This window comes from Oscillospiraceae bacterium (assembly GCA_015068645.1).
Classification (GTDB): Bacteria; Bacillota; Clostridia; order UMGS1840; family UMGS1840; genus SIG452.
Window position 1 is genome coordinate 38,588 of record SVKD01000013.1, and the last position, 24,929, is coordinate 63,516.

Here is a 24,929-nt window from a genome sequence, read left to right on the forward strand (position 1 = left end):
TTTTGTATCGAGAACTTTTAAATACTCCTTATCCGAATCCCGAAATTGAAAAAGATTTTCCCGATGCAGTGCTTCGGGGAGCTCAGTTTGCCCCCTTTGCCGCATTAACAGGGCACGATGAGGCAATTGCAGAAACCGCTCGTTTGACTGACGGAAAAGTTCAATTAAGTGAATTTGAACAAGAAGAACTGAACCGTACGCTTCAGTATTTATTGGAACATCTTGATGAGTGTCCTAAAGTTTCGGTGACCCATTTTGTGCCTGATACCAAAAAACAGGGTGGGGCATATATTACCACGCAAGGTACTCTGGTAAAAATTCGCATCACCGAGCAAAAATTGTTACTGTCTGACGGCACCGAAGTTTTCATTCCTGATATTTTATCGTTGGAAATTTCAGATTAAAAAGCGTTGATTTTCACAAAAAAGTCAACGCTTTTTTGTTGCATATTTTTTGAAAAATCAACACAAGGGAATTGACTGTTTAAAAATTATATTGTATAATATAAAGAATAAAACAACGATGAAAATCGGAAAGGATATTTTGCCATGAAAATTACAGTGTGTATCGGAAGCTCCTGTCATATTAAAGGGTCCCGCCTTGTGGTGGAGGCTTTGCAGGAATGTATCAGTGCCAATCAGTTGGAAGATAAAATTGAATTAGGTGGCACCTTTTGTATGGGAAAATGTCAGGAAGGTGTTTGCGTCACCGTGGATGATGAATTTTATTCCGTTACTCCCGAAACTGTTTCGGAATTTATCAAAACGCAGGTGCTAAAAAAGCTATAAGGATTTTTACAATCAGTGAAAGGGTGTGTTCAAAATGCCAAACTGTTTAACCTTAAAAAAATCAAACTGTAAAAACTGCTATAAATGTATTCGTCATTGTCCCGTAAAGGCGATTCGTTTCTCGGGAAATCAGGCACATATTATCGGAAACGAGTGTATCCTGTGCGGGCAGTGTTTTGTGGTGTGTCCTCAAAATGCCAAACAGATTGTGGACGAAACCGAAAAGGTAAAAGTGCTGCTGCGAAGTCAGGACCCTGTGCTTGTGAGTCTGGCTCCGTCTTTTGTTGCCAACTATGACGGTGTTGGCATTGAAGCGATGCGGGAAGCATTGAAACAGCTTGGTTTTTTTGATGTGGAAGAAACTGCTATCGGTGCCACCATCGTGAAAAAAGAATACGAAAGAATGCTAAGGGAAGAAAACCGTGATATTATCATTTCTTCCTGTTGTCACTCTGTAAATTTATTGATTCAAAAATATTTTCCCAAAGAATTGCAATATTTGGCAGACGTGGTTTCTCCTATGCAGGCACACTGTTTGGATATCAAAAAACGATATCCGGGTGCCAAAACCGTGTTTATCGGTCCCTGTGTTGCAAAAAAAGATGAGGCAGAACATTATGAGGGCATTGTGGATGCGGTGCTTACTTTTGAAGAGTTGACCAATTTGTTAAAGAGCCAAGGCATTGAACTACAACAACAAAGAGATTCCAACCGGGAAAGTCGTGCAAGATTTTTCCCCACAACCGGCGGCATCTTAAAAACAATGGAACCCTCTATTTTGGGCTATACATATCTGGCATTAGACGGTGTAGAAAACTGCATAGATGCTCTTCGGGATATCGAAAGCGGAAAAATTCATAAATGTTTTATCGAAATGTCTGCCTGCAGCGGAAGCTGTATCGGCGGTCCCGTTATGGAAAAATATCACCGCAGTGCTCCCATTAAGGATTATATCACTGTTTCCGATTATGCAGGAGAACAGGATTTCAATGTGGAGCAACCCGAGTATCTTTCTTTGAAAAAACAGTTTACTTATATTGAACATAACCTGCAACCTCCCACGGAAGATGAAATTATGAACACTCTTCGTCAGATGGGAAAACATAAGCCCTCCGATGAGTTGAACTGCGGTTCCTGCGGATACAATACCTGCCGTGAAAAGGCAATTGCTGTTTGTCAGGGAAAAGCGGAAATATCCATGTGTCTGCCGTTTTTAAAGGAGAAAGCAGAAAGTTTTTCCGACACCATTGTTAAAAATACTCCCAACGGACTGATTGTGTTAAACGAAGAACTGGAAGTTCAGCAAATCAACGAATCTGCAAGAAAGATGATGAACATCCGTTTCAGCACCGATGTGTTGGGAGAACACGTGGTAAGAATTATGGACCCGTCTGATTTTATGCAGGTGCAGGAAACGGGGAAAAATATCAAAAATAAAAAAGTATATTTAGCAGAATATGACCGTTATGTGGAAGAATCAGTAGTTTATGACCGTGATTCCCGCATGCTCATCGGCATTATGAGAGATATCACCGACGAACAAAAGGAACGGGAAAAGAAGGAAAATATCAGCAAACAAACGGTGGAAGTGGCAGACAAAGTGGTGGATAAGCAGATGAGAATCGTGCAGGAAATTGCATCCTTACTGGGTGAAACTGCCGCAGAAACCAAAATTGCTTTGGCAAAGCTAAAGGAGTCGATTCAGGATGAATAATTTATGTGCGGATATCGGCTACAAAAGCATCAAACACGTGGGAGAACAGCTTTGCGGTGACCATGTGGAAGTGGTGGAGCAGGGAGAACATTCCACGGTGATTGTGCTGGCAGACGGTTTGGGAAGCGGTGTGAAAGCAAGTATTTTATCCACCCTGACTTCCAAAATTATTTCCACCATGATGGCAGCAGGACTCCCTGTGGAAGAATGTGTGTCTACCATTGCGGCAACTCTGCCGGTTTGTTCGGTGAGGGGAGTGGCTTACTCCACCTTCACCATTATTCATATTATCAATCACGAAACTGCTGAAATCATCCAGTATGACAATCCCCAGGTGATTGTGCTGCGAGACAACAAAAATTTCGATTATCCCAAAACTGAAATGAATATTGACGGTAAGAAAATCTACAAATCCACTATCCGTTTGCAGGAGGGCGATATTTTCATTGCAATGAGTGACGGATGCCCCCACGCAGGAATTGGCACCGCATACAATTTCGGTTGGAAACGTGAAGACATCATTGATTTTATGGAAACTATGTCAGTTACAGGGTTAACCGCTAAAAATTTATCCACGCTTCTGGTGGATGAATGCGACAGACTCTACGGGCAGAAACCCGGTGACGATGCCACTGCCTGTGTGGTGAAAATCAGAAAAAGAGAACCGATGAATCTTTTGTTCGGACCTCCCTCGAACCGTGATGATTGTGACCGTATGATGTCGTTGTTTTTCTCCAAAGAAGGAAAACATATCGTTTGTGGGGGCACCACCTCCTCCATCGCGGCAAACTACCTGGGCAAACCCGTGGTTCCCACTTTAAGCTATGAGAAAACAGATATTCCGCCCATTGCCTCTATTGAGGGCGTTGACCTGGTCACCGAAGGGGTGATTACCGTTAATAGAGTGTTGGAGTATGCAAAAGACTATCTGGGCGATAACGAACAGTATAGTCATTGGAATTTCAGAAGAGACGGAGCGTCTTTGATTTGTCAGCTTTTGTTTGAAGAAGCAACCGACATCAATTTTTATGTGGGACGCGCTATCAATCCTGCTCATCAGAACCCCGATTTACCTATCAATTTCAGTATCAAAATGAATTTGGTGGAAGAATTGTCCAACTGTCTCAAACAGATGGGGAAACGGATTAAAGTAAGCTATTTTTAAGGAGAGGGCATTTTGAGAAAATTTGATACCAAGATTCAGTATTTGAATTATAAAGTGCTTCGCGAAGTGGCAAAATCTGCCTGGAATGATACCCTTTTGGAAGATATTACCCAAATCCCCAAGAATATTGTTCCCGGGAAAGTTCCCACCATGCGTTGCTGTGTGTATAAAGAAAGGGCAGACGTTTCGGAGCGTGTGAGAATTGCCATTGGCGGTGACGGGAAAAATCCCAACGTGATTGAAGTCATTGAACTTGCGTGCGATGAGTGCCCTGAAGGCGGTTATGTGGTAACCGAGTCCTGCAGAGGGTGTCTTGCCCACCGTTGTGAAGATGTTTGTAAAAAGAATGCAATCACCTTTGACCAAAATCACGTGGCGCATATTGATAAAACAAAATGTGTGGAATGCGGTCAGTGTGCAAAGGTTTGCCCGTATTCCGCTATTATGAACCGCAAACGGCCCTGCCAGAAAGCTTGTAAAATCAAGGCAATTTCTACCAACGATAACAATGCAGCGACTATCAAAGAAGACAAATGTATTGCTTGCGGTGCTTGTGTGTATCAGTGTCCCTTTGGTGCTGTTTTGGATAAATCTTATATTCTGGATGTGATTGATACCATCAAAAAAAGTGATGATAATAAAAATTATAAAGTGTACGCGATGGTGGCGCCCTCCATTTCCAGCCAGTTTACCTATGCCAAATTAGGGCAGGTGATTGCAGGTTTAAAAGAGCTTGGTTTCTTTACTGTGGTGGAAGCGGCATTGGGGGCAGATATGGTTGCTCAGTCGGAATCGAAAGAACTTGCCGAAAAAGGATTCTTAATCAGTTCCTGCTGTCCTGCTTTTGTAAAATATGTAAAAACAGCATTCCCCGATCTGGTGCAATATCTTTCCCACAATTTGTCTCCGATGGCAACTTTGGGAAAATATATTAAAGAAACCGATCCTAATGCCAAAGTGATATTTATTGGTCCTTGTACTGCTAAAAAAGAAGAAGCACAGCTGGATACTGTAAAACCCTATATTGATGCTGTGCTGACCTTTGAAGAACTGCAGGCACTCTACGACAGTAAAGATATCGATATCACTTCGCTTTCCGAAGATGTATTGGATAATGCATCCTATTTTGGCAGAATCTTTGCCCGTTCAGGAGGGTTGTCTGATGCGATTGCCCAGGGACTGAAAGAGCAGAATCTTGATTTTGATTTGAAAGCAGTTGCCTGTGACGGAATCGAGGCGTGCAAAGTGGCGCTTTTAAAGAAAAGCAAGAACGTATTGGATGCCAACTTTATTGAAGGAATGGCGTGCGTGGGAGGTTGCATCGGCGGTGCCGGTTGCTTAACTCACGGCGAAAAAAATAAGGCAGAAGTGGATAGGTATGGCAGAGAAGCTTATGAAAAAACAATTTCAGATGCAATTTCTGTATTAAAATAATTTTTTATGCTAAAAAGGCTGTAACTGATATGGGTGCAGTCTTTTTTTGATTGTGAATACAACAAGGTTCCGGGGCACCCGACCGCAATCTTTGATTGCGTCATCGGGTCGGGTTCTTATTTATTTGAATCGTGTTTTTCTTGACTTTTTGAAATTTGTATGGTAAAATGATAAAGCTAATTGAATATCTTCACACGAAGTGTTGATGATGCTGTAAAGGCTTTTTGCCAGGCGTTATCAGTGAAAAAGGGAATGGGGTGCGAATCCTCTACGGTTAAACTGTCGGTGTGTGCATCGAAGTTTTTGTATCCGTTGGCGAAAGCCGGTCATTGGGCAACCGAGAAGGCAGGATATAAAAATGAAGATTTTTTGAATCTATATGATGCGAGTCACAAGACCTGCTTTGATGTTATCTTTCTAGTATGAAAAGATAATATTTTCGGCTGTTTTCAGTCGGATTGTGAGTTTGCACAGAGAAACACAGGCTGTGGTAATTTTTGAAAATGGAAATTACCACAGTTTTTTGTTACTTGTTCGAATATTTAAGGAAGTGAGGTGGATATATGAATGAATTTAAAACCTATCATCCGATTGTTAATTTTACTTATTTTGTGTTTGTGATCGGGCTTTCCTGTTTTCTGATGCATCCTGTCTGCCTCGGCATTTCTTTGGTATCGGGATTTACATATTCAGTGATGCTAAAAGGGAAAAAGGCAATTCGAAGCAATTTGTTATATATGCTGCCCATGATTGTCATTACCGCTCTTGTTAATCCCATGTTCAACCACGAGGGGGTTACCGTGTTGGAATATTTACCCGATAATAATCCGCTGACGTTGGAATCTATCTTATACGGTATCAGTGCATCAGTGATGCTAGTCAGTGTGATTTGTCATTTTTCCTGTTATAATGAAGTGATGACCAGTGATAAATTTATTTATTTGTTTGGCAAAATCATTCCCTCATTATCGTTGATTATTTCCATGGCTCTTCGGTTTGTCCCCCGATTGAAAGCGCAAACGAAAGTGGTGGCAAACGCGCAGCGTACGATGGGACGGGATGTATCAAACGGAAGCATCATAAAACGTGCCAAACACGGGCTTAATATTATATCTATTATGACAACCTGGTCATTGGAAAATGCCATCGAAACGGCAGACAGTATGAAATCCCGAGGATACGGAATTCCCGGAAGAACAGCATTTTCTATTTTTACTTTTGATAAGCGTGATAAAAAAGCATTCTTTACGATTTTGATTTTGGGTATTTACACTGTTTGCGGTAGCTTGGCAGGCGGAATGTATTTCAGGTATTTTCCGTCTGTTAAGGGGGTAGTGCCGACTCTATTTAGTATCAGTGTATTTTTGGCATATCTGTTTCTCTGCATTAGTCCGATTCTGATTGAAATTTGGGAGGTGAGAAGATGGAAAGCTTCAAGGTCGAACATTTAAGTTTTGCATATCCGAACAGAACAGATGAAGCATTAAAAGATGTTAGCTTTACCGTGCAACAGGGGGAATTTGTCTTGGTTTGTGGAAAATCGGGATGCGGAAAAACCTCTTTGCTTCGTTTGTTAAAATCCTCTTTATCACCTTTTGGCGAATTCAGCGGAACTATATTGTTTAACGGAAAACCGTTAGCGGAGTATGATACCAAAGAACAGGCAGCGGGCATCGGTTTTGTGATGCAGAATCCGGACAATCAGATTGTGACCGATAAGGTGTGGCATGAATTGGCATTTGGCTTGGAAAGCCTTGGGTACAAGCAGAATGAGATTCGCACAAGAGTGTCCGAAATGGCATCTTTTTTCGGAATTCAGACTTGGTTTTACAAGAATGTAACCGAACTGTCCGGCGGGCAGAAACAGCTTTTAAATCTTGCTTCCGTGATGGCGATGCAACCTTCTGTGTTGATATTGGATGAACCTACCAGTCAGCTGGATCCCATTGCCGCCGGCGAATTCTTAAAAACTCTGGAAAAAATTAACCGTGAACTGGGAACCACCGTGATTCTTACCGAACACCGTTTGGAAGATGCCTTCCCGTTGGCAGACAGAGTGCTTGTGGTAGATGGCGGAAAAATCATTGCAGATGCCCCTCCTAAGGAAGTAGGATTCCTCTTAAAAGAAAAAAACCATGCAATGTACGCTGCGCTTCCCACCCCGATGAGAGTACACGGAAGCATAAATAACAGCTTAGCTTGTCCGTTAACGGTAAGAGAGGGCAGAAGCTGGCTGGAATCTTTTTCCAAAGAAAACAGTCTGCATGCAGAGGTGATCCCAAAGGATGTGCCGACAGAAGACGGTGAAACAGTTCTGGAAATAGCAGATGCCTGGTTCCGCTATGAAAAAAATTTACCTGATGTGGTAAAAGGCTTGAATATAAGGGTTCAAAAAGGTGAATTGTTTTGCCTGGTCGGCGGGAACGGAACAGGGAAGACCACTGCACTTTCCTTATTGTCGGGACTTCATTCTCCCTATCGAGGAGATGTGCTGATTCAAGGTCAGAAAATTTCCAAAATTAAAAGCTTATATAGCGGTTTACTTGGTGTTCTTCCTCAGAATCCCCAAAGTGTATTCGTTAAGAAAACAGTATATCTTGATTTAATGGAAATTCTTTCCGAACAAAAGCTTTCCAAAGAAGAAAAGCAAAAGAAGGTGCAAAATATTGCAACACTTTGCAGAATTGAAAATCTTTTGGAAGCTCATCCCTATGATTTATCGGGTGGAGAACAACAGAGAGCGGCACTTGCCAAAATTCTTTTAATGGAACCCGAAATTTTACTGTTGGACGAACCTACCAAAGGAATGGATGCTTATTTCAAAGAAGAATTTGCAGATATTCTTTTGGATTTGAAACAAAACGGCATTACTGTATTTATGGTATCCCACGATATTGAATTTTGTGCAGAATATGCTGATAGGTGTGCTTTGATGTTTGATGGTGCTATCACTTCCGTTGATACTCCCAGAGCATTTTTCAAAGGTAAGAATTTTTATACCACTTCTGCCAACCGTATGGCAAGAACTTGTTTACCCGATGCGGTATTGGCGGAGGATATTGTGAAAGCCTGCGGCGGAACTGTCAAACCGAGAGAACGCCGACTAAGATCTGTTATGTTTCGTCAATCAGAGGTAAAAAAACAACCTGAAAGAACCATTAAAAATAAAAAACTGACTCCCTTAAGAATCATTTTTGGCTGTGTTTTTGCATTACTTTTTGTTATAACAACATTATTTTATTATATGCAAATTGATTTGCTGGGATTTTCGCAAATCGAATTTTTAGAAATGGATACTTGGCAAATTCTTGCAATTGTAGAAATTGTGGTTGTCTGCTTCTGTTTTTTTCCTCAGCGAGACATTGGTATTGAGGTGATACAAACACCCAAAACGGACCGCAAACTAACCAAGAGAACGCTTGTAGCGGCATTTTTAATTTTGCTTCTGATACCTTTGACCATTTATATCGGAGTTTTCTTTTTGGGAGACAAAAAGTATTATTTTATCAGTTTGCTGATTATTTTAGAAACAATCATACCTTTTTGCATGATATTTGAAGCAAGAAAACCTCAGGCAAGGGAACTGATTATCATCAGTGTGTTGTGTGCGGTTGGGGTTGCCGGAAGAGCAGCATTTGCTATGCTTCCTCAGTTTAAACCTGTGGTTGCGTTGGTCATCCTTGCGGGAGTATGTTTTGGTGGAGAGACCGGTTTTTTGGTTGGTGCCGTAACAGGATTTGTTTCTAACTTTTTCTTCGGGCAAGGCCCCCTGACTCCCTGGCAGATGTTCGGATTTGGAATCATTGGATTTTTAGCGGGAATTTGCTTTAAAAAAGGGTTTCTCCGCAAAACAAAGGCATCGCTTTGCATCTTTGGTTTTGTAGCAACTCTGGTGATATACGGCGGGATTATGAATCCTGCTTCCCTGATTGTGAGCCAAAGTAAACTAAATCGGGAAATGATAGCATCTTCCTATGTTGTGGGTTTTCCGTTTGATTTGGTGCATGCACTTTCTACCGCTTTTTTCCTTTGGTTTATTTCAGAAGCTATGATTGATAAATTGGAACGAATTAAGCTAAAATACGGTTTGGTAGAAAGATAATTCAACAAAAAATCCCGCTTTTTCAATAAAGCGGGATTTTTCTGCGTTTTCAAATCGAAAAATTTTTATTTAAGATTTTTGGAAATTAGGGGCAATAAAAGAATGTTTCTCCGTTTTCCGTAGCTTTTCTGGTTGCCAGAATTTCCTTGGCGCCACCATCTACGGGAATACGAAACAGAATTTCTGTATCATCGGATTCAGGAGAAATTCCTTGAAAATATAGGTAGCCGTCGGCATATCCTCGTTCCGATGCATTATCAGTTACTAACATATCCGGTCCGTCCATTTCCCGATAAATGCCATCGTCATAGTAAATAAGTATATCGTTATAAACAACTGCGGGATATTCATAGGGATTCGGAGCGTTTTTTCGTTCTTCTGCATAGGGACGAACCAGATAGTCAGAAACTTTTTCCAAGTTGGATAGATTGATTCCATAAACTTCAACAGCATCAATCATAGACCCAGAATAAAACAACGTTCCGTTATCAATTACAAAACTGCATGAAGGGAAATAGGGACTCCAAGGTTCATTTATTGACTGATAGGGAATTTCATCAACTAATTCCACTTCGGTCCAATCCGGTTTGCAGCGGTAAATTGCAACATCAAAATTGGGGTATTTATCTTCGCATTCACTAAAATATACATATCCGTCATAGTAGCAAAAGCTGGGAATGATTTTTCCCTCGTGAGGCGCAATGGGGAACGGTTTGCAGCCTGTAATTTCGGTTGACTGACCTTCTCCGTTTGCAGGAATCAAGGGAACATGATAAACCACACCGTTTACTTCTCCGATTTCGGCAGAAAAAGTTGTGGTGGGAACGACCTCTTCTTCAAAAAATGTTGTAGAATCTTCTTGTGAGGGCTGCAAGGGAGTATCTGAGGACATCGGGTTATGGGGTGAGCATGCAGTTGTCAGCAATAAAATAAACAGCATTGCTATTCCAATTATTTTTTTCATGGAAAATTCCTCCTTATCAGCGTTATTGTATCACAAATGAATTCGTTTGTCTACATTTTTTGTGATTATTTCGTTGTTTTTACCAATCTTTATAAATCAAACATAGAATAACAAAGATTTCACAAGACATATCTCCTAGGAGATTACCGTTTCGAATTTATTGGGATTCTGCGAATAATGAATTACATATGCCTATGGTATTTGATATAGCTTCTGCAATTTTTGTATCGGTGTATTTTTTTATATAACATAATCGGGGTTGCAGAGATGGCACTGATAATGCTCATCGTAATGTAATTCATATTTAGTTCCTTGATAATGTTCTAACACATCATTCAGATTTTTTTCCATACACTTGTCATAATAAATGAGATAAGTATCATCTGTTTTGCGATAAACAATCCGCCCCCGTGGATAATAATCAAAGTCCACTTGGTATTTGTTTTCGTAATACTTTCCCCAGATATCGTAGTGGCTGTGAGGATAGTTTAAAAACGTTCCGTAGGGCTCCGATTCCTCGATAGAACAATGATGAAGCAACAGCTCGCCGTGTACAAAGAAAAACAATCCCGGGCCCGTTTTCAAACGAAATTCATTTACTGTATGATTCAGCGTTCATACCTCCTTAGAAATTATCGATTTAAATTCAGCAGGATAGAATGTTTTGTACCAAATCAGCTTGCAAACATTCAGAATCCATTCTGTTGTATGTGCCTTGGGAAACAAATATAACACATTTTTCATAGATTCTATGTAACTTTGCGGTACGCCGTGGGAAGACGTCAGTTGAAGCAGTTCTTCGGAGAATTTTACAGCTTTTCCTTTACGAACGATTTCGGCAAAGCGAAAAGCCTCCGGTTTGGAGAGTCCAAGACGACGTAAATCCGTCATAACATCATCACGAAATGCGATCATGTCCCGATAAGATGTTCCTTCGTTCAACAGTTCTTTGATATCATTAACCCAGGTTCCTTGTTTTAAACCGGAGAGTGTTACCATATCAGAGAAATTTTTTGGTAACATTTTTTGATAATAGTCTTTTTCCAGAGGAATTCCCTCAAAATCTCCGTTTACGAAAAAGGAAGCGATATCAATTTGTGTTGGGTCGATATTTTCTGCAGGGATACCTGTTGCAGTTTCCAATTTTTTTAACAACGGAATAATATCTGATGATATTAGTATGAGTTCCGTTTTGATATTTGTTTTTGCTAATTCTTCCTCGGAAGTAAGAAACGTCTTTAAATAATCTACCAGTTCCTGTTGGTCTTTGAAATCAATATCGAATTCAATGATAGGCAGTTTGCTGCCGTCAGAACCAAGCAGAAATTCGTAATCCAGATGGTTTCCGTCACTTGTCAGTTTGGCACCGCATTTGGGACATTTTGCATCAATATCAGGATGAAGCAAATCAAAACCGGATTTGCAGTCTGCGTCTATTACAAATTCCACAAATTTACACACGGGACAGTAGTAGTGTGGTGGCAGAGGATTTACTGGTGTCACTCCTCCCAGATACATTACCAAAGAATTCCCCGCGCAACCTCTGGTTAGCAATATGGAATTTAGTTCTTTGCATTTTTCGGAAAGTTTTATGGGAAGTAAGTACATGTGTTCCAAACAGTACTTCCCGATTTGATGTAGTTCTTCCTGTAAACGGCTTTCGATTTGTTTGGGTAACGGCTTTCCGTATTTTTCATAAGCTCCATCATAACATACGGACTCTAGTTCTTCTTTTGCATTAGGGATATAAAAACGGTAGGGGAGACGAATTATTCCGGTTTCTTTAATGATTTCTTCCGGTTCGATTGTATTCATTTTATCCTCCTGATGAGATTATTTTAAATTTGAGTATACTTCTTTGAAATATGCAAAGAGAACAGGATAACCAGTATAACTTCCGGGATGATACATTTCTACAAATTTGGTTTTATCATTTGTAAAATACTTTGCCCCTGATGGAAGAGTGATTTCATCACAATTCTCATATTGGTCACGGATATGGTAATATGTTCCACAGCAAACAACAATATCAGGTTCAATGATATCAAGTTCCTTTTGTGTATAATCATAATATTGTTTAACTGCTTTTGCCAGTTTATTATTTAATTCATCTTGGTTATTAACACCCTTTCCATGTTCTTTCGCAAGATTTACAACAGCAATTTTTTTCAAATATTTGCACATAGACATGTCAATCTCAAACTTTTCATCACAACAATCTTTAAAAGATATGTTCGGATCTTCTGTAATTCGTTTCCACATGCACAACACTTTCCACATTTTTCCGAAGTTACTTTCTTCGTTTGCGGTATTTAAAAGATTGTTACGCACATTAGATTCTTCTGGCTTTTCAGCATTTGCATCTTTCAAGAGGAAAGCAACTTTCAAATTTTGATTTTCGAATTCTATTTCATCAACAATTCCATCCTCGCAAAAAATCTCGAATTTTTTACCATCAAATTCCTTTTGTTTCCACTCATCAAATAATTCGTTTAATTGTTCGGTTTTGTTCATAATTTAATTTCCTCCTTGTTCTTTCAGTGCGTTCAGCACTTTATTAAAAACTAATTGATTGGGATAATATCTGTAATCAGCAAAAACAGAGATTCCCGAGTGATCAAAGTATTCCTTGATAGCGGCAGCACAAGCAGCACTTCTGCTTTGACCATATTCACATTGACAGATGATGTCCAGTCCGTCTTGTTTGGCAGATAAGATATACTGTGCCAATTCGTTCGCTTCGGGAAGGTAAGTATCGTAGGTAAGTCCGTAATCTTCCAAAATGTCAATGTCGATATCACGAACAGCAACACGGAACAGTCGTTCGCACTTGCCTTGGTAATCCACAGGGCCATAGTCGTCCTTAAGTCGTTTGGAAGGCGGATCGTAGAAACTGATCACGGCAGTATTTTTAGGAAATTGGTTTGCGATTAATTCTTTTGCGACTTTTCTGGAAATGATAGAAACGTGCATTGAATCCCTCCATTTTTTGTTTGTTTTTCTCTTATTTGAGATTTATTTAGTTTTTGCTAAGGTGTTGCGAATGATATTTTTCTTATCTGATTTTTTCATAAATTACTTCCTGATTGGATTTGAATATTTATTCATATGTTTTCGGACTGTGATTTTGGTGACTCGAAAAATAAATCCCCCTACTATATATAATTCGTAAAAAAATTGCATTTCCCTCTTTTTTCCGGAAAATAATTAAAAAATGTCAAAAAAAACGCCATTTTATTACAAAAAATTCCAAATATAGAAAAAATGCAATGAACTTCATTGAATCAACCAACTGCATATAAATTCATATATTTTAAAATTTTAGAATAAATATGCTTTTGTTTGCGGAAAAATCATTCGGGTTTTGGAAGGTGGAAGAGAGGGACAATTTTAACGGCGACGGAAAAGAGGATATGGCGGAACATTATACCTTTTCAAAATTCGTTTATGACAAGGGAATCAGACAAAAAGGTAGAACAGCGCACAAAAAAAGCCCGTACCCCTTGCAGTTACAGGCTTTTCGGTGGCAGGTGCAGTAGGATTTGAAGAGGATTTGCACCTTTTTATCTCGCTTTATCTTGTGTTATTTCGTGTTATCTTGTTCCTCGAAAAACGTTGGTATCACTGGATTTTCAAAACCTCTTGCCTCAAAATTCCTAATTCTCGGATTTTTTAGAAAAATCGAAATTTTTGACAAAAAGTTAGAACAAAGTTAGAACAAAAGTTAGAACAAACACCCCCTTCATACACGCAACAAATGTTATAAAAAAAGAAAGTCCCTGTAACGTCGAAAAACGATGCGACAGGGACTTTTTTGCCACTTGAAGCAAGTTGTCATACATTGTGATTTTAAACAACATGTGACGTCAAAAAATGCAGAATTTTAACCCTCGTTTTTTACCAAAAGTTAGAACTGTCCTACAGAATGTCGGAAAACCGTTTTTTATGACGATTTTCCGATAAAATTATATTGCGAAAGATAAATATTCCAGCAACATTGGGTAACTTTGTTGCTGGGGCGTTTTGCTGTTGTTAGTTATCATATAGGGTGGATTACCACCAATAAGATTAACTTACATATTTTCAGATGACTTTATCCTTTTGGGGGGAATGGGTCTCTTCCATAGGAGTTTTTTTCTCTGATTCGTCCGTTTGTTCCGTGAATAACTAGTTCTGAATTTTGATTTCGAGCAATCTCTCGACCAATCGCAATTGCACTGTTCTGAGTGGTTGTCCTCACGGTAGCTCTGGAATTTCCAGCGCCTTTGACTTGCCATCCACCATTCGGATGAGGCGTAATGTGCTGATTTTTATTCATAAGTACCCTCCTTAACCATGATGAATGTTATTGCAACAGTAGTAACAGCCATCTGCATTTGGAAATCCATTACATCTGGCATATTGAAGTGCTTCGTACTCTGATGTAAACCAGCCCAACGTTATTCTATTGTGTGATGCTGGTAGATGCTCACACACAAAAAAATTGTGAATCTCGTTTCTACCGTTTTCATCGGCATTTTGATTAATAATAAAATAATACATATTTTATCATCCTTTCTGTTTTAAAATTAAATTTGGATAATCTATAGACTACCACACAAAAAAACTTGCTTGTCAAAAAACAACTCCTTTCCAGCAAAAAATACCTCGAAAGTATTGACAACCAAGTTTAAAGATGATAAAATATATAAAACCTTTGTTCAATCATTTATTTGGTTGGACTTTCAAGACTCCGACGATATTGCCGTATCATCGGGGTTTTGTCTTTTTGTGTAAGCAGATGATTTCACATATTATTCTCCAATTATATCAGATTTTGTGTGTAAAGTCAAGAGGATTAGCGTAATATTTTAAAATTTTATATAAACAAAAGTACAAGATGTTGTGTTTTAATGCTTGAATCAATCACAAGATATTGTGATTTTTGTTTATCTTGGTTTGGAGGACTTCGATATGTCAAAGGGTGGATTTTGGGGCAATCACTTTGGCGGATTGCTCGATTTTAACGGTGACGGAAAAGAAGACTTAGCAGAACAGTTCCTCGGATATAAAATGTTTGAGGAATGTACATCCAATAATGATTCTTACGACGAGTTCGACGATGAGGACGATTTTGATTTAGACGAAGACGATCTGGACGAACTCTAGGAATCAGAATAACAAATAAAAAATGGAAACAGCACAAAGAATGCTGTTTCCATTTTTTAATATAATTTGACATTCCGACAATAGTTTGCTACAATGGTAATATACTAAACGAATAGATTTTGAGGTGATTTTATGCCACTGCAAATTATCAGACAAGATATTACCAAAATGAAGGTTGACGCCATTGTAAACACCACCAACACGGAAATGATTGGATACAGTGGCGTTGATTATGCTGTCCATCAAGGAGCAGGGAAGGAACTGGACATCGAATGTGCCAGAATTGCTCCTCTCGGCCTTGGAATGGCGAAAATCACCAAGGGATACAACTTAGATGCCAAATATATTATCCACACGTCTGGGCCCATCTGGGAAGGTGGATTGCTTGGGGAAAGTATCATCTTAAAATCCTGTTATCTGGAATCCTTGAAACTGGCGGTTCAGAATGGATGCACTTCCGTTGCATTTCCGTTGATTTCGTCAGGTGTTTACGGTTATCCCAAAGATCAGGTTTTAAAATTTGCAGTACAAGTTATCACCGAATTTTTGTTTGAACACGAGTTGATGGTGTACCTGTGTGTGTATGACAAAACTTCCTACGAATTCAGCCGACAACTCTTCACGGAAATCCGTGATTTTATTGATGACGATTACGCAGAAGACCACCACGGCGATTGTCTGGAAGAACTTGATACGTTTGAAGACTTCAGAGGAGCTTTCCGTCCCAAGAAAACTATAGAATATGCTTGTATGGAAGCAACACCGATGATGTCTGCACCTCCGATGACTAGTGCCACAGATAAGTCGTTGGATGAGTATATGAAGGAAATGGATAAATCCTTCGCCTTCAAACTCTTTGACTTGATTGACGAGCGTGGTATGACCGATGTGGAGTGTTACAAGAAAGCCAATGTGGATAAGAAAACATTTTCCAAAATCAAATGTCATCCCGATACATACCGTCCGTCCAAACAGACCGCCGTTGCCTTTGCAATCGCACTAAAATTGAATCTGGACGAAACCCAGGATTTGCTGTCTTCTGCAGGACTTACCTTATCCCGAAGCTTCACATTTGATAAAATTATTCGCTATTTTATCCAAAAAGAAATTTACGATATTTTCGAAATCAACGAAGCACTGTTTGAGTTTGATCAAGTGCTTTTGGGGGTATAGAATGAATAGAATTAATGAGATACCAAAAATTTATGAATTGATGGTAAAGTCCAAAAAACATTATTTTAATGAATTGAAACCATCACATCTTGAAGAGAATTTATCCGTAGTATATGCGATAACAAATTTTAAAACAAATCAAGTTTTATATGTAGGGAAAACAACAAGATTACGCCGGCGTTTATACACCAATCATTTGATGGGACCTCTTGTAAATGCACGATTGAAGAAATATTTAATAGATGATCCGGAAATTGAGCATGTAGTTGATTTAGTCACGGCAAAACAATTTTTGAAAGATAACTGTTATTTTCAATATGTGGTTGAAACCGACATGAGAAAACGCGGACAGCTTGAAGGATTGTTTAGTTTTTTGTTAGATGTTAGATATGTAGACAAAGAACATTAAAAGTCTCTCACCAAGCGACCAATTGAACAGTAAAACAATGTATAATGTGATTGTAAGGTAACAAAACCCGACAATCACATTATTTTTTTGGAGGTATTTACAATGGAAAAAATGAAAAACGGTATTACTGAATTGGTATTTATTTTAGACAGAAGCGGTTCTATGGCAGGGTTAGAGAGTGACACCATCGGCGGATTCAATGCCATGATTGAAAAACAGAAAAAAGAGAACGGCGAATGTTATGTATCTACCGTACTGTTTGATAATGTATCTGAAGTGTTGCACGACCGCGTGAAGCTTGACCACATCAAACCGATGACCGATCGAGAATACACCGTCCGTGGATGCACAGCACTTATTGATGCTTTAGGCGGTGCTATCCGTCATATCGGTAACATCCATAAGTATGCTAGACCCGAAGACATTCCTGAACACACCATGTTTATTATCACAACCGACGGGATGGAAAACGCCAGCCACCGTTATAACAGTGACCAGGTGAAAGCGATGATTGAACGCCAGAAAGAGCAGTATGGCTGGGAATTTCTGTTTATTGGCGCCAACATTGATGCGGTGGAAACTGCAAGACGCTACGGCATTGACGAAGACAGAGCAGTAAATTACCACGCTGATCCCAAAGGAACTGCTTGTCTGTACGAAAGTGTATCCAATGTGGTGTGCAGTGTCAGAATGGGTTGTGATATCGAGGATAACTGGAGTGATAAACTGAAAAAAGACTACCAAAGCAGAGGCAAGAAAAGATAATAGGAGGATAAATATCTTGACAAGACAATGGTTTATTGCTTGACGATAACTTTATCTACAGTTACAAGAGTTGTAAGAGGTGAAACCTGCACTCAACCAACCGATTATGAATTGGGAGATTGTATGAACTGAAGATGTAGCCAACGAACATCAAATAATTTATAAATAATTTTATTAAAATTAAAATAATTAAAATAATTTTCATATAGTTATTGACAACTCGAGTGGACTATTATATAATATAGTAGAAATTTAATCATGGAGGTATAACTATGTCGGAAACCAAGAGAGAAAAGTTTATTAGGATAGCGGAAGCTCGTACTAATAAAATAATTGATATGGTGAAATTACTTGGTAACTGTTCAAATAAGGCAGTATACGACTACACGAAAGAAGATGTGAAAATAATTTTTGCAGCAATTGAAGACGAATTGAAGATTTCAAAAGCAAAATTTGATACGACAGACTCTGAAAATAAAAAATTTAAATTAAGGTAGGTGTGAAGAAGTGGCAGATTGGTATTTCCCTTCAAATGACCATGGTGAAAACAAAGGAATTAATGATTCAGGCGTTGCCACTTTTAGAGGTACGCCTTTGAAGTCGTTGGCACGCGAAATTTGTCAAAACTCCCTCGATGCAGCAACTGGGAAAACTGTTCGTGTTGATTTCTCAAATTATGAAATTCCTACAAGTAATGTACCTGGCGCAGATGTATTGAAAGAAACATTCGAAAAGTGCCTAGCTTATTGGAATGGACAAAGAGCCAAAACAACTAAGGATTTCTTCAAAAATGCGTTTGAAAAAATAAGTGCTGAAAAAATAAGTGTATTAAGAATTAGTGATTTTAAAACAAAGGGTCTTACAGGCTCTAAAAGAACAACAGACATAAATACTGACTGGATGAGATTGACTAAATCTTCTGGATCATCTGATAAAAAAGGCCCGGCTGGTGGTTCGTTTGGTATAGGTAAATTTGCACCGTTTGCCTGTTCGGATTTTTCGACAGTGTTTTATAATACATATGATATAGAAGATGAGTGCGCATATCAGGGTGTATCCAGGTTGGTTACGTTTGAACGTGACGACGGCGAAACCACACAGGGTATTGGTTATTACGGTAATGAACGAAATACACCAGTGTTTGAATCTTTGAATTTAGATCCTGATTTTATAAGAGATCCTGGTGACTATGGAACAGATGTGTATGTTTTGGGTTACCGCTTTTCTCAAGAAGATTGGGAAACAGCGATTGTTGTTTCGATTTTAGATAGTTTTCTCGGAGCAATTTGGAATGAAAAACTTACTGTCAACGTGGGTGATGTAAAAATTGACAAATCTACGTTATCAGAACTTATGGAAGAATATGCCGAAGAACTGACTAACACATATGTTATGGAATATTATCAGGTATTAACCAGCCCTGAAACAAAATGGTTTGAGAACAATCATTTAGGATTAGGAATCGTAAAACTTGGCTATTTACTTAACGGTAATGATTTTCATCGAAAAGTGGCGATGATTCGCCAAACCGGTATGAAAATCAAAGACGGAGATCGTATCAATGGGTTCATTTCATTTGCAGGGGTTTTGTTTATCGAAGGAGATACGATAAATGAGAAACTTCGTGCTCTTGAAAACCCCGAACACACAGAATGGCAGCCCGACCGCGCGGCAAATCCTTTTGAAGCAAAACAACTGATTAAATCAATTAACGATTACATGAAGAAATGTTTAGAGGAACTTGTGGAACAAGGATCCCAGAACGCAATAGATGCTGTTGGCGTTGGCAACTTTATACCTGATACTCCTGATGATGAAAAAAATCAAAATCGTGAGGAGGCCATTTCTGATACGGTATTGGAAATAGAGAAGCGTGTTATTGAACGAAAATATGTTCCTGATGTTGTTTCTGTGGAAAACGGTGATGATGAATCCGAGAAGAAAGTAGATCCTGTAGATGGAGAATCGGACGAGGATTGGGTACACGAAAAAGATGGCGACCATGTGGATCCACCCAGACCTCCACAACCGGTAGATTATGTTGATGGTACTGAAAAAACTATCAGCCCTCCTAAAGAAATTAAACCATCTAGATTTATGTATATCTGCAATAATCCAGATGAGGGTAGATATATGATAGATTTTATCCCTTCCGATGATTCGGATAAGGGAAAATTAAGTTTTTTCCTTTCTGGCGAAACCGAGGCATATAAAGCGGAGCTGGTTAGTGCTTCACAAATCGGAGGTTCAGAATTAAAAATACAAGATAATTCCTTGATCAACTTACATTTTGAAAAGGGGCAGCACATCAGAATAAATCTACAATTGGCTCATAAAGATTATTGTTCAATGGAGGTGAAGGCATATGTTAATAAGAAATAAATATTTTCCATATCCTGTGATAGCTAAAGGAAATGATTCTTATGCTACTGCTACTTTTACCAGTGATGTTGACTTTGAGAAAAATGGTTATCATATAAAATTTATACTTAAAGCCTCTTCTAATAATGACGGTATCAATGAGTTAATTGCCTCCAAAAAAGTATCTTTTGTGCATCATATCGAATGCGTTAAAACTTGTTATAGACACGCGGTAGTTACTCAAGAGGAGGAAGAAGTATTTCAAATTCATCAAAGCAAACTTAATGGTGCTGTACAAATAAGTACTGTTATTGTTGCAAAGGAAGATTTGAAAGGCTATAAAAATTCAGATTTCTCTGCTGATTATAGAGGCTTTGCGTTCAACATTAAAAAAGGTTGCCTTCTCGCAATAGGTGAGTGTATTGAAATTGAACTTAATAAACAGAAGGATGATTTAGAAAACACTTCATCAATCTTCTCGATTGTTCCAAACCTTGATCCTAACGAAACAATTATAAATGTGGATATTAGTAGTACTAAACCAAAGATTGTTATTCGTATCCCTGTTAAAGGTTGTAACATCTATAAAAATCTGAGTACGAATCTTGAATTGCAAAGTATTATGCATTCAATGATTATTGTCCCTGCGTTAGTACAGGTTTTTGATGAATTAAAGGCATCGCGTTATGAACTGTATAACTATAGTGATTGCAGATGGTTTAAAGCACTTATAAAAGCTTGTAAAAACTTGAAAATAGATCTCACAGAGCAAAGTTTAGAAAACTTTGATTCTTACAAGACAGCGCAGTTACTGATGGATTCACCCACAATGAGAGCTCTGACGTATTTGGCAGGAGGTTCTGAAGATGAGGATTAAATTTATTACCGAAGAAGGTTTGTTGGCTGCAAAAAGTAACTATCCTACAATTTTCAAAGAAGTAATTAAAAAGAATGCTACGGATCTTCCTACTCTTATGAATGACAACAGTATTATACGGGATAGCTTTATAGAAATTGAGGATTTTTCTTTTGATATGTCACAAGACAGGCCAACTGCGACAGATGTCGAAAATATTAGGCGTGTTTACAATCACATGAAAGGTCTTAGCGAATCTCAAGCATCTGATGAAAGAATATGGGTGGCGTTCACACTTTATCAAGGGCTAGATTACATGAGATATCGTTGGATGCCTGATGATGAAGGAGATAAATTTGACCGTTTTTTCTTTAAGAATTCGAAGCACGGTTATAGCAAAAGACCTTTGTTTAGAAACGGAGTTGCTCGATTGTGGTGGATAGGTTATCATACCTATGATGCGAAAAGAACAAATCCTTATGAATTGACAGAATTTGTTTGTAGGGATCAGGATTATATAAATAATCTTTTAGATATTGGTTTTGCGAGTAACGCTACAATTTCAAAGGCAGTCCTAGGTGCCTTGTTGGATGCAGAAAAGAATGGTGTGACAATCAATCGTGAGTTAGTTCGTTCTATCTCCCAGTATGTAAACTTACTTGGCGGAATTTATATTCTTGATTGCTTGTCTTATGAAGAGATTTATAGTAAAATTAAGGAAAGGATTGGCTTCTAATAAATTTTCGGAGGGTTAATGAATGAAATGTTTTAATTGTGGATCTGATATAGTTGATACCGAGCTTAGTGTGTGCACTAACTGCTCGGCGCTGATTAATGCAAAAAAAGCAAAATTTATTTCATATATTGGCCCTTCTGATAGTTTGGCTGGCTATCAGAAATCATATAAATTATTGCTTTTAAAGTATGTTATTGAAGCAATATTGGATGAAAATGAAGCTACAGTTGCTAGAGTAATCCCAGCCATTAAAGAATACTATATTGATAGAAAAAACAGGGGATTACAACCGGATTATGATGTTGATACACGTATTTCTGAAATTGAGAATTCATCTGATTATGATGTTTTTGCGGTTATCAAAAGTCAGCCATTTAAGGTTATAAATGAAAAAGGCTATTTGTTTTTAAATCACAATTCAAACGATAAGCTTGTATTTGTATTTAATGAGGATATTTCTGATGCTATGTCACACGACGAATGGCACAAACTTCTGAATATTATAAATGTAAAGATTGACCTTTACTATAGTCGTTATGATAATCTCAACAATGTTTCTACAGCAACTGAGGAACCTTCTCGAGAACAAGTCAAAGAATTCTCCAAAGAGGAAAACAATGATAATTTGAATCTTTCATTGTCGGTGTTAGAAATAACCAATCTTAGTGTAAGGGCAAAAAATATTTTGATGCGCAATAAGCTTTACACTATTGGCGCTGTTATGAATTTTGTTCAAGACAATGACTTGCGTTCTTTAAAAAATATGGGACAAAAGACATTTGAAGAAATTATGGAACTGTTGGAATCTTCCAATTATCAGGTTTCTACAAGTGTGCCAACCGATAGCATTGCTTCACTTTTTTCAGGCAATACATATCATATGTTCGTCGAGTTTTGTGAACAAAATTGCCTGTCTACATTATCTGATCTTGAAGATTTTGATTTTTCCTTGTTGCTTAACGAGCCGCGTTTTGGTGTAGGAAAGCTGAATTTGATAAAAGAAAAGTACTACAGTTTATTACAAGAAATAAGCTTTTCTACTCAAAACACAGAACACAGAGAGTTAGCGGTAGAACCATCTCCGGCAATAACCATTGACCCAAGTAATCTTGATTTGGGCATTCCGTATTTGCGATTTGCTGGCATATCCGCAAGAAACAATGCAAAATTCTATGAAAATGGGTATTCAAAAATTGGCGACATACAAGACATCACTTTGGAAAAGTTAATGCAGATGTTCGGTAGAGCCAAAGGGATTGGAATTCTGGATAAAATAAAGATTTTTGAAAAGCCTTTACTGACAATTGCTACCGAGAGATTAAATGAACATAAAGGTAATCGCGAATTTGATATATATGTCGATAGAGCAAACAAAAAAACATTGCAAGAGATAGCGGATAATTACGGTTTGACAAGGGAACGAATTAGGCAAATTGAAGCGAAATTTTTCAGAGAATTTTCCCCGTTGTTTGGTTCGCTTGTTGAGCAACATATGACGCAGAATAATCTTTCTTACATTACAACTCAAGAGGTTTTAGAGTTTTTTGATGACGATGATTTTGACACAGTTATTATGTATACGCTAAAAGAGTCATTTTCGTTAGAATATTTATCGTTTGCTGATATGTTTATTAAGAAACAAAGCGAGATGCAAAATACAGATGTAAAGCTACGAAAATTAACAAATGAATTCATAGGGGATGAAGGAATCAATTTTTTTGAGAGTTTATCACAAATAGAAGAAATGCTTAACAACGCAGAATTAGGTTTTATATCAGCTGATGCTTTTTTGAATTACTTAATCGAGAGCGGTGCGTATTTTTATGGCGATTTTGTATTTCTAAGAAAGCAGACATATGCAAAATTATGCTTGATATTGATCTCAAAATACTTTAAAGATGGTATCACGTTATATTCGGATGATGATATTAACAAACTGCGTAGATTGTTCCACGAAGAATATGGTGAATACGATTTGCCAGAGCAGAATCGTGCTATCAGCGCAAGGATATCTGAGTTCTTAATTGTGTGCGATCGTGGAAAAGCAAAACTTATTGAGCATATTAAATTCGAACAATCTGTTATTGATGATATAAAAAAATATATCGATACAAGTTCTTTAAAAACCTTATATTTTGCTGAGATTTTTAACGAATTCGAAGGTGTTTTGGCATTTACTTCGGATATTACAAATTATCATGGTTTGCATGGGTTATTGGCATATTTATATCGGGATGAATACGAGTTCACAAGGGATTGTATCACGAAGATAAATGGAGAGGGCAAATCACTTAGCCTTTCGGAACGTATTGTTTTATTTATTTTAGAAAAAGGTTGTGCCGTTACACGAAATGAAATAAAACAAAAAATAGGTGGATTATCTGACATTATGCTATTTAATGCTATTAGCAGTTCGAAGGAATTGCTACAGTGGGATTATAATAGTTTTAATGCTCGGGGTAATTTGAAAATTTTTGACGAAGATATTAGTGTGATTTCAGAAGTTCTTGAAGAAATATTTTCTCAATTTAAAGGATATTGTAGCGATAAATTGATATTTGAAAAATTAAAATTACAGCTTCCAGAATTGCTATCTCGAAATGCAATAGAAAACCCAACAAATCTATTTTATGTGTTGCAAAATCTTCTTAGCGATAAATATCAGTTTAGTCGTCCTCATATTTGCCAAAAAGGCACTGTTGATTCTCTAACGACAAAAAGCATTGCTCTTTATTTGCTTGGAACAACGCAACAAATAAGTAGAAGTGAGTTTATGCAAATAGCCAAAGATGTATGTTGGTCGGAAACAACGGCAGATTTAATTTTCTACGAGCTGGAAAAAGATTATACTAGAATTTCAGAGGACATCTATATTTTGTCTGGTGATTTTAATATTGAGGAAGATACATTAAATCAAGTTTCTGATTGGTTTCAGAAAAGCATTTCAAACCAAGGATTCTTATCGATGATAGGTTTTGATAATTTTGAAAATTTACCAGAAATACAGTATGAATGGAATTCCTTCTTACTTATTTCTATAATTAAAAAACATAATTTGGGCTTAAGATTAGTTTCGCCAGCAATCAGAGATAGGAGATATAACAAAGAAGTCATTGTTTCTAAGGATTCACCTTATTACCATTTGGATGATATTGTTTATGATATGCTTGTAAAGAACGGTATTAATTTTATAGATGAATCGAATCTTCTTTCGTTCTTGGTTATTAATCATCTTGTTTCTAAAGTTATTCCCAAAGAATTATTTGATTCTAAAATTTTAAATTATGCGGATGGATACTTTAAAATAGCATAAC

General features: G+C 37.8%; 22 protein-coding genes and 1 riboswitch. Of the genes, 16 read left to right on the plus strand and 6 right to left on the minus strand.

The genetic code is table 11. From position 1 onward, the window contains the following. The first annotated feature begins 44 nt into the window (after positions 1–44). From E7413_07075 to E7413_07105, 7 genes are all read left to right on the plus strand, one after another. Positions 45–404, plus strand: a complete 360-nt coding sequence (locus E7413_07075) for a YolD-like family protein (GenBank protein ID MBE7019618.1) — start codon at positions 45–47, stop codon at positions 402–404. A 144-nt stretch (positions 405–548) separates the two neighbouring features. Next, on the plus strand, positions 549–788 hold the full coding sequence (locus E7413_07080) for a (2Fe-2S) ferredoxin domain-containing protein (GenBank protein ID MBE7019619.1): 240 nt from the start codon (positions 549–551) through the stop codon (positions 786–788). 34 nt (positions 789–822) lie between these two features. Beyond that, positions 823–2,502, plus strand: a complete 1,680-nt coding sequence (locus E7413_07085; GenBank protein MBE7019620.1) for a histidine kinase — start codon at positions 823–825, stop codon at positions 2,500–2,502. Beyond that, positions 2,495–3,667, plus strand: coding sequence for a serine/threonine-protein phosphatase (locus tag E7413_07090; protein ID MBE7019621.1), 1,173 nt, complete (start codon positions 2,495–2,497; stop codon positions 3,665–3,667). The genes E7413_07085 and E7413_07090 overlap by 8 nt, the downstream gene beginning before the upstream one ends. Positions 3,668–3,679: 12 nt before the next feature. Beyond that, positions 3,680–5,101 (plus strand): 4Fe-4S dicluster domain-containing protein, encoded by a 1,422-nt coding sequence (locus tag E7413_07095; protein MBE7019622.1) that lies wholly within the window; start codon positions 3,680–3,682, stop codon positions 5,099–5,101. Between the two features lie 200 nt (positions 5,102–5,301). Continuing rightward, a riboswitch (cobalamin riboswitch) is annotated at positions 5,302–5,522 on the plus strand. Positions 5,523–5,664: 142 nt separating this feature from the next. Then, positions 5,665–6,552: an energy-coupling factor transporter transmembrane protein EcfT gene (locus tag E7413_07100; GenBank protein MBE7019623.1), complete on the plus strand. Its 888-nt coding sequence runs from the start codon at positions 5,665–5,667 to the stop codon at positions 6,550–6,552. Further along, complete coding sequence (locus tag E7413_07105; GenBank protein MBE7019624.1) at positions 6,525–9,203, plus strand: ATP-binding cassette domain-containing protein; 2,679 nt, start codon at positions 6,525–6,527, stop codon at positions 9,201–9,203. Before E7413_07100 ends, E7413_07105 begins: the two co-directional genes overlap by 28 nt. An 85-nt stretch (positions 9,204–9,288) precedes the next feature. Here E7413_07105 and E7413_07110 read toward each other — a convergent pair whose 3' ends face one another. From E7413_07110 to E7413_07135, 6 genes are all read right to left on the minus strand, one after another. Next, positions 9,289–10,167, minus strand: a complete 879-nt coding sequence (locus E7413_07110; protein ID MBE7019625.1) for a hypothetical protein — start codon at positions 10,165–10,167, stop codon at positions 9,289–9,291. Positions 10,168–10,407: 240 nt separating this feature from the next. Next, positions 10,408–10,752, minus strand: coding sequence for a hypothetical protein (locus E7413_07115; protein ID MBE7019626.1), 345 nt, complete (start codon positions 10,750–10,752; stop codon positions 10,408–10,410). Between the two features lie 30 nt (positions 10,753–10,782). Then, positions 10,783–11,982 carry a hypothetical protein gene (locus E7413_07120; protein MBE7019627.1) on the minus strand — a complete coding sequence of 400 codons (1,200 nt, stop codon included), beginning with the start codon at positions 11,980–11,982 and terminating at the stop codon, positions 10,783–10,785. A gap of 18 nt (positions 11,983–12,000) precedes the next feature. Further along, positions 12,001–12,681 carry a hypothetical protein gene (locus E7413_07125; protein ID MBE7019628.1) on the minus strand — a complete coding sequence of 227 codons (681 nt, stop codon included), beginning with the start codon at positions 12,679–12,681 and terminating at the stop codon, positions 12,001–12,003. A 3-nt stretch (positions 12,682–12,684) separates the two neighbouring features. Next, positions 12,685–13,140 (minus strand): hypothetical protein, encoded by a 456-nt coding sequence (locus tag E7413_07130; protein ID MBE7019629.1) that lies wholly within the window; start codon positions 13,138–13,140, stop codon positions 12,685–12,687. 1,120 nt (positions 13,141–14,260) lie between these two features. After that, positions 14,261–14,485, minus strand: a complete 225-nt coding sequence (locus E7413_07135; GenBank protein ID MBE7019630.1) for a DUF2188 domain-containing protein — start codon at positions 14,483–14,485, stop codon at positions 14,261–14,263. A 635-nt stretch (positions 14,486–15,120) separates the two neighbouring features. On the opposite strand from E7413_07135, the gene E7413_07140 reads away from it, so the two are divergent. The 9 genes from E7413_07140 to E7413_07180 all read left to right on the plus strand — a co-directional run bounded on the left by E7413_07140 (position 15,121) and on the right by E7413_07180 (position 24,928). Further along, positions 15,121–15,315: a hypothetical protein gene (locus E7413_07140; GenBank protein ID MBE7019631.1), complete on the plus strand. Its 195-nt coding sequence runs from the start codon at positions 15,121–15,123 to the stop codon at positions 15,313–15,315. A gap of 132 nt (positions 15,316–15,447) precedes the next feature. Beyond that, a complete protein-coding gene (locus E7413_07145) occupies positions 15,448–16,488 on the plus strand; it encodes an RNase III inhibitor (GenBank protein MBE7019632.1) in 1,041 nt (346 codons plus the stop codon). A gap of 1 nt (position 16,489) precedes the next feature. Further along, the gene (locus tag E7413_07150) at positions 16,490–16,897 is read left to right on the plus strand and encodes a GIY-YIG nuclease family protein (GenBank protein ID MBE7019633.1); all 408 of its coding nucleotides are present in this window, start codon (positions 16,490–16,492) and stop codon (positions 16,895–16,897) included. A gap of 111 nt (positions 16,898–17,008) precedes the next feature. Continuing rightward, complete coding sequence (locus E7413_07155; protein MBE7019634.1) at positions 17,009–17,662, plus strand: VWA domain-containing protein; 654 nt, start codon at positions 17,009–17,011, stop codon at positions 17,660–17,662. A gap of 272 nt (positions 17,663–17,934) precedes the next feature. Beyond that, positions 17,935–18,159: a hypothetical protein gene (locus E7413_07160; protein MBE7019635.1), complete on the plus strand. Its 225-nt coding sequence runs from the start codon at positions 17,935–17,937 to the stop codon at positions 18,157–18,159. Between the two features lie 10 nt (positions 18,160–18,169). Further along, a complete protein-coding gene (locus tag E7413_07165; GenBank protein ID MBE7019636.1) occupies positions 18,170–20,044 on the plus strand; it encodes a hypothetical protein in 1,875 nt (624 codons plus the stop codon). Then, positions 20,028–20,900, plus strand: a complete 873-nt coding sequence (locus E7413_07170) for a hypothetical protein (protein MBE7019637.1) — start codon at positions 20,028–20,030, stop codon at positions 20,898–20,900. The genes E7413_07165 and E7413_07170 overlap by 17 nt, the downstream gene beginning before the upstream one ends. Next, complete coding sequence (locus E7413_07175) at positions 20,890–21,615, plus strand: hypothetical protein (protein ID MBE7019638.1); 726 nt, start codon at positions 20,890–20,892, stop codon at positions 21,613–21,615. The genes E7413_07170 and E7413_07175 overlap by 11 nt, the downstream gene beginning before the upstream one ends. Positions 21,616–21,637: 22 nt before the next feature. Then, complete coding sequence (locus E7413_07180) at positions 21,638–24,928, plus strand: hypothetical protein (GenBank protein MBE7019639.1); 3,291 nt, start codon at positions 21,638–21,640, stop codon at positions 24,926–24,928. Position 24,929 lies beyond the last annotated feature (1 nt).